At 62.4% G+C, this 6,745-nt stretch carries 7 protein-coding genes; 4 read left to right on the plus strand and 3 right to left on the minus strand.

Features of this window, described 5'->3' with window-relative positions:
• Positions 1–200 precede the first annotated feature (200 nt).
• The 3 genes from ACIQ17_RS29165 to ACIQ17_RS29175 all read left to right on the plus strand — a co-directional run bounded on the left by ACIQ17_RS29165 (position 201) and on the right by ACIQ17_RS29175 (position 3,047).
• A complete protein-coding gene (locus ACIQ17_RS29165) occupies positions 201–902 on the plus strand; it encodes a DUF899 family protein (RefSeq protein WP_398472912.1) in 702 nt (233 codons plus the stop codon).
• 480 nt (positions 903–1,382) lie between these two features.
• Positions 1,383–2,534: a tlde1 domain-containing protein gene (locus tag ACIQ17_RS29170; protein ID WP_398472913.1), complete on the plus strand. Its 1,152-nt coding sequence runs from the start codon at positions 1,383–1,385 to the stop codon at positions 2,532–2,534.
• 135 nt (positions 2,535–2,669) lie between these two features.
• On the plus strand, positions 2,670–3,047 hold the full coding sequence (locus ACIQ17_RS29175) for a hypothetical protein (protein WP_398472914.1): 378 nt from the start codon (positions 2,670–2,672) through the stop codon (positions 3,045–3,047).
• A 66-nt stretch (positions 3,048–3,113) separates the two neighbouring features.
• Here ACIQ17_RS29175 and ACIQ17_RS29180 read toward each other — a convergent pair whose 3' ends face one another.
• Positions 3,114–3,371, minus strand: coding sequence for a hypothetical protein (locus ACIQ17_RS29180; RefSeq protein WP_398472915.1), 258 nt, complete (start codon positions 3,369–3,371; stop codon positions 3,114–3,116).
• 236 nt (positions 3,372–3,607) lie between these two features.
• Between ACIQ17_RS29180 and ACIQ17_RS29185 the strand changes: the two genes are divergently transcribed.
• Positions 3,608–4,204, plus strand: a complete 597-nt coding sequence (locus ACIQ17_RS29185) for a DUF4142 domain-containing protein (protein WP_398472916.1) — start codon at positions 3,608–3,610, stop codon at positions 4,202–4,204.
• 84 nt (positions 4,205–4,288) lie between these two features.
• Here ACIQ17_RS29185 and groL read toward each other — a convergent pair whose 3' ends face one another.
• Entirely contained in the window at positions 4,289–5,929 is a 1,641-nt protein-coding gene (groL, locus tag ACIQ17_RS29190) for a chaperonin GroEL (protein WP_398472918.1), read from the minus strand.
• A 49-nt stretch (positions 5,930–5,978) separates the two neighbouring features.
• Entirely contained in the window at positions 5,979–6,299 is a 321-nt protein-coding gene (locus tag ACIQ17_RS29195) for a co-chaperone GroES (protein ID WP_211909340.1), read from the minus strand.
• Positions 6,300–6,745 lie beyond the last annotated feature (446 nt).

Here is a 6,745-nt window from a genome sequence, read left to right on the forward strand (position 1 = left end):
TGCAAGCCGGGCACCGGCCGCGGCATGAAGACCTCGATACTGCTCTCGTCGCTGAAGTGAAACAGGCGCATCGGGATACTCCATGACACGCTCGCATCAGGCGTCAATTGCCAAGAACTCCTTGCCGTCCATGTCGGCGTCGCCGGTTCCGGAACGTCTTCCAGATACGCCACGTTCCATCAGCCTACGGAGGACATGTCATGACTGGTTCCCTGACCCCCGCCGCCGATCTCGTGAAGGCGACCACCGTTCACTTCCCCAATGAAAGCGCCGACTACCGCGCCGCGCGCAATGCGCTGCTGATCGAGGAGATCGAACTGCGTCGCCATATCGAACGCGTTGCCGAGATGCGTCGTGCGCTCCCCGATGGCGGTGCGGTGCCGGCGAACTATCAGTTCATCGGCGAGGACGGCCCGGTGTCTTTTGAAGGCCTGTTCGGCGACAAGCAGACGCTCGTGACTTACTCGTACATGTTCGGCCCGCAGCGTGAGCGACCTTGCCCCATGTGCACGTCGCTGTTGTCCGCCTGGGATGGCGAGGTGCCGGACATTACCCAGCGCGTTGCCCTGGCCGTGATCGCACGCTCGCCCATCGAGCGACTCAGTGCCTTCAAGCGGGAGCGCGGCTGGCACTACCTGCCGCTGTTTTCGGACCCGTCCGGGGACTTCAGCCGCGACTATTTCGGGCTGAGCAAGGACGGCGGGGACGATGCCGCCTTCAATGTGTTCACCCGGCGGGACGGTTCCATCCGGCACTTCTGGGCCGGCGAGATGTTCGCCGCGACTGCCGATCCCGGCCAGGACCCCCGCGGCGCCCCCGACCTGATGCCGATCTGGACCATCCTCGACTGCACCCCGGAAGGCCGTGGAACCGACTGGTATCCGAAGCTGAATTACACGTGATTTCAGTTGCTTGCATCGTTTCGGCCGGCGCGCTTCGCGTGCCCGGCCGTGCGTGTTTCCGGGGGGCGGACAGGCTCGGGCAAGCCGTGTGACCTAAGGTTCCCGCAGGATTGAGTGCGTCGGGCAGGAATGGGTGCCGACAAAGCCGGGGATCAGCGTCCCAAAATAGGACGCAAAAAACCGCCGCGGGCACGTTAATTTCTCTTCACCTGGCACGCAAAAAGGCCATTATTGGCAGGCTTTTAGACGCCGATGGGGACTTGGTGGGGATCTTCCGATTAATCCGCATTTAACTAAAACTCGCCTTAATGGCGCTTCGCATTCCTGCGGGATTGCAGCCGTGGATCTCTTGATCCATCGGCGCATCGTTCGCGGGACGCGCAGTCATTTTGTGTGGACGCCAGTTCTTTGGACGTTGAGCGTATGAGTAACCGTCGACGAGCGTTGAATTCTCAAGCGCCCTCTCGCCCAGGCCGAGCAGTGTCGAACACGTCGTCAAACAATTCCCGCACGTTCTTCTGGGCCGGCGCCGCACTGGCTGCCGTAGCACTCACCGGCGGATGGACGCTCGCTGGCAAGCTCTTCCACACAGGCGACATCGAACCGGCGATGGTGACTGCGAGCCTTGCACCCGATGCCGGCGTGTCCACCTCGTCCTTCGCCGAGCGCTTCAACCAGCGCGTTACCCGCGCCGAAACCAACGCCAATTTCTCCGATCGCTTCGAGCCTGCGCGCCGTGCGCCGCTCGCCGGCTCCGCGCCGATGGTGGCACCGAAGCAGGATCGCCAGCAGGTCGCCTGGTTCGCGCCGAATTCCATGGGCGCCACGCCGGATCGTTTCGCTCGCCGCATCGGTGAGGAGCCGACCGTGCCGGCGCCGGCCGTGAAGCCGCAGGAAGTCGCCTTGATGCAGCCGTCGCCGACGGTGAAGCAGCTCATTGCCAGCATTCCGATGCCGAATGTGCGTCCGCAGGATGCACCCGCTGCTGCGCAGAACAATCAGACCCAGACTCAGACCGCCCAGGCGCCGACGCCGAAGGGCGGGGCCTTCGGTCATGACGCGCTGGTGCAGCGCGCCCGTATGGCGCTGGCGGCGCATCCGAAGACCGCCAATGTCAACATCTTCGACAAGCTGTTCGGCGGCGACAAGCCGAAGAACGGCCCGATGCTCGCTTATGCCGGCCACGACGGCGGCGTGCTGTCGAACGGCCAGGACGCGACCCCGGGGACGCTCGAGCCGAGCGACATGGATCGCCTCACCGCGGTCTACGACATCACCGCCAAGCGCGTTTACATGCCGGACGGCACCAAGCTCGAGGCGCATTCCGGCCTTGGCTCGCGGATGGACAATCCCGCCTATGCGCATGAGCGCATGCGCGGCGTGACGCCGCCGCACATCTATGATCTCAAGCCGCGCGAAGCGCTGTTCCATGGCGTCGCCGCGCTGCGCATGACCCCGCTCGGCGGCGAGAGCGCCATCTTCGGCCGCAACGGTCTGCTGACACACAGCTACCTGCTCGGGCCGAACGGCGACTCCAACGGCTGCATCTCGTTCAAGGACTACGACAAGTTCCTGCAGGCCTATCGCCGCGGCGAAGTGCGACGCGTCGTCGTCGTCGCCAAGCTCGACTGATCCAGTCGCATTTGAATCATCTGCGCGGCAGATGATTCACCGCCTGAATTTTCACCAGCCAGTATCGTCGCTCCGCGGAACTGCTGTGCCATCAGCGGCTTGATCTGTCATGTTGTCGCAACATGGGATCGCAAGATGGCACTTTCGCTCGCACCCCGCCTGATCACGCCGCGCACCATTGGTGCGATCGCTTCATTGGCATTGATGAATTCTGCACCTGCATTCGCCGCCGGCACCGATGCGCAGCGCGAGGCGTGTACGCCCGATGCGTTCCGGCTCTGCTCGATGGCGATGCCCGATGAAACGCGCGTGGAGAGTTGCCTGCGCGCGGCGGGCCCACGGCTGAGTCGCGCCTGCCACGATGTCTTCTTTCCACCCGAAGCCGCGGCGTCGAACCAGATCACCCGCGGTCAGGCACCGGCGCCGCGTGATCGCATGCAGCCCTCGGCACCGATGCGTCCACAAAATCCGTCGATGCCGCAAATGCCGCCGGGGCCCGAGCTCGACGATTGAGCGGATGATCGCAAATAAAAAAGGCGACGCAATCTGCGCCGCCTTCGGTGTCTCGCGCGTTGCCGTTTAGCGGCAAACACGGACCTTATTGACGATACGGCGACCGTGATGGCCGCGCTTCACCACGGTGCGCGTGGTGCAGACCGGTCCGCGACGGACGATGGTCTTGCGATGCGTGTAGTGACGATGCTGCGACGAGAAGTCCGTGATCGGTGCAGCGACATTGGTCTTGTCGATGGTGATCGTCGTCGCCGAGGCGGGTGAGACCAGCGAAGCCAGACCAATCGTGGCGGCAGCGGCAATGGCAAAAGCAAATTTCTTCACGGCATTCTCCTAACTCGAGGCCAATGTGTGTCATCGGCCAGCGCGAGAGAATTACGTGCTGCGGGTGAACCGAAACTGAAGAAAATGCGGCGGGAAGGGGGCGCGTGCGTCAAACGGCCGAACACGCGTCGATACGGTGACGGAACGTCGCACGATTCAACAACTTGGTAATCGCAAGGACCGCGCCGCATTCGGCCGGGCTGCTGATGCCAAGGGAAGACTCAAGGACAACGGCCATGAAAAAACTCGCCATTATTCTCGCTGCAACCACCATGCTTTCCGGCCCGGTGCTCGCCCAGTCCGTCGGTGAGAAGACCGGTGTGAACTCCACGCTTGGCATCGCGCCGAAGACGCAGGACTTCGTGACCGAAGCAGCCAACAGCGACATGCTGGAAATCGCAGCAGCCAAGATCGCGCAGCAGAAGGGCAATGCGGAGGAAAAAAAATTCGCCGAGCAGATGATCACCGATCACACCAGGACGTCGGCCGACATCAAGCAGTTGATCGCCAGCGGCGCAGTGAAGGCAGACTTGCCGACGGCGCTGAATTCGTCGTCGCAGTCCAAGCTCGACAAGCTGACACAGGCCAAACCCGAGGAGTTCTCGGCGACCTATTCCCCGATGCAGGTGAGCGTGCATGAAGACGCGGTCTCACTGTTCGAGCGCTACGCAAAGGGTGGCGACAACGCCAAGCTGAAGGACTGGGCCGGGAAGACGCTGCCGGCGTTGCAGCATCACCTGAAGATGGCGCAGGATCTCGAAAACAAGCGCCGCGGTGCCACGGTTGGCTCGGCGCCAAGCCGCGAGACGCCGGCGCCCTATGGCGCGAAGTAGATCGCGTGCTCCGATCTGACAAACAAAAGCCCCGGCATCGCTGCCGGGGTTCTGCATTTCGTAGCTAGCCTTGCGTAGCTGGACTTAGAAGTCCATGCCGCCCATGCCGCCGCCCGGAGGCATTGCGGGGCCGGCGCCGGCCTTCTTCGGCAGCTCAGCGACCATGGCTTCGGTCGTGATCAGCAGCGAAGCAACCGAAGCTGCGTTCTGGATCGCGGTGCGGACAACCTTGGTCGGGTCGATGATGCCCTTCTTGAGCATGTCGCCATAGGTGCCGGTCTGCGAGTCGAAGCCGTGGGCGTAGGTCGCGTTTTCCAGCACCTTGCCGACGATCACCGAACCATCTTCGCCAGCGTTGACGGCGATCTGGCGAGCCGGAGCCGACAGGGCCTTGCGGACGATCTCGACGCCGGTCTTCTGGTCGTCGTTCTTGGTCTTGATGTTCTTCAGCTGCTCGGAAGCGCGGAGCAGAGCGACGCCGCCGCCGGGGACGATGCCTTCTTCAACGGCTGCACGGGTCGCATGCATCGCGTCGTCAACGCGGTCCTTGCGCTCCTTCACTTCGACTTCGGTCGCGCCGCCGACGCGGATGACGGCCACGCCGCCAGCCAGCTTGGCGAGACGCTCCTGCAGCTTCTCACGGTCGTAGTCCGAAGTGGTCTCTTCGATCTGCGCCTTGATCTGCGCCACGCGTGCGTCGATGTCGGCCTTCTTGCCGGCGCCGTTGACGATGGTGGAGTTTTCCTTGTCGATCATCACCTTCTTGGCGCGGCCGAGCATCTGCAGGGTCACGTTTTCGAGCTTGATGCCGAGGTCTTCCGAGATCGCCTGGCCGCCGGTCAGGATCGCGATGTCCTGCAGCATGGCCTTGCGGCGATCGCCGAAGCCCGGAGCCTTGACGGCGGCAACCTTGAGGCCGCCACGCAGACGGTTGACGACGAGGGTGGCGAGGGCTTCGCCTTCGACGTCTTCAGCGACGATGACGAGCGGCTTGCCGGTCTGCACGACGGCTTCGAGCAGCGGCAGCATCTCGTTCAGCGAGGAGAGCTTCTTCTCGTTGATCAGGATGTAAGCGTCGTCGAATTCAACGCGCATCTTGTCGGCATTGGTGACGAAGTAGGGCGAGATGTAGCCGCGGTCGAACTGCATGCCCTCGACGACGTCGAGTTCGGTTTCGAGCGACTTGGCTTCCTCGACGGTGATGACGCCCTCGTTGCCGACCTTCTTCATGGCGTCAGCCAGGAACTTGCCGATTTCCGAGTCGCCATTCGCCGAGATCGTGCCGACCTGGGCGATTTCGTCGTTCGAGGTGACCTTCTTGGAGTTCTTCACGAGGTCGGCGACCACGGCTTCCACAGCCAGGTCGATGCCGCGCTTCAGGTCCATCGGGTTCATGCCGGCGGCGACCGACTTGGCGCCTTCCTTCACGATGGCCTGGGCCAGCACGGTCGCGGTGGTGGTGCCGTCGCCAGCTGCGTCAGCCGACTTCGAAGCCACTTCGCGCACCATCTGGGCGCCCATGTTCTCGAACTTGTCGTCGAGCTCGATCTCCTTGGCGACGGTGACGCCGTCCTTGGTGATGCGCGGTGCGCCGAACGACTTCTCGATCACGACGTTGCGGCCCTTCGGACCGAGGGTGACCTTCACTGCATTGGCGAGGATGTCCACGCCGCGCAGCATCTTGTCGCGCGCGTCAACGCCGAATTTAACTTCTTTGGAAGCCATGTTGGATGTCCTTGAATTTCAGGATGGAAGGGAAAGGAAGGAGAGGCCCTTAGGCCTTCTTCTTGGCAGCAGGAGCGGCAGCGCCTTCGAGGACGCCCATGATGTCGCTTTCCTTCATGATCAGGAGGTCCTGACCGTCGATCTTCACTTCGGTGCCAGACCACTTGCCGAACAGCACGCGCTCGCCGACCTTGACGTCGAGCGGGACCAGCTTGCCGGCTTCGTCACGGCCGCCGGGGCCGACGGAGACGATCTCGCCCTGGGAGGGCTTCTCTTTGGCGCTGTCCGGGATGATGATGCCGCCAGCAGACTTCTCTTCGGCGTCGATGCGCTTGACCACGACGCGGTCGTGAAGCGGACGGAATTTCATGCAGTCCTCCTAAGTTTCTGTAATCGCACGTAAATTGCAAAAATTGGCAGTCGCGGGCAGGAAGTGCCAGCATGACTGGTGCGGAGATAGGCCGATCGTTCCCGACGGGCAAGGTCCTGTAGCAAATTATTTGGCACTCAAATGTGACGGGTGCCAACCTTGGTTAAGGGAAGGCTGGCATGGGGAAGAAGCCTTGAGCGATCGCCGTCACCGGCGCACTGCGCAATAGGCAGATAGTCTCCCTCGGCCTGCGCAACATGTCGCACCGATTGGCCGATGGCAGGTATCTTCACACTGACCGGCTGGAGTCCAAATCACGCTATGAATTGTTGGACGATTGTGAGTTCGCGTCTTCCGGTTGCAGGCCTTTATCCCTCAACAGTTCTGATGAATTGCTGCACCTACGAACTACAGTTAGTTTGCGCGCTGCGTTGATCGCTGTTCGA

This window comes from Tardiphaga sp., from assembly GCF_044340795.1.
Lineage (GTDB): Bacteria > Pseudomonadota > Alphaproteobacteria > Rhizobiales > Xanthobacteraceae > Tardiphaga.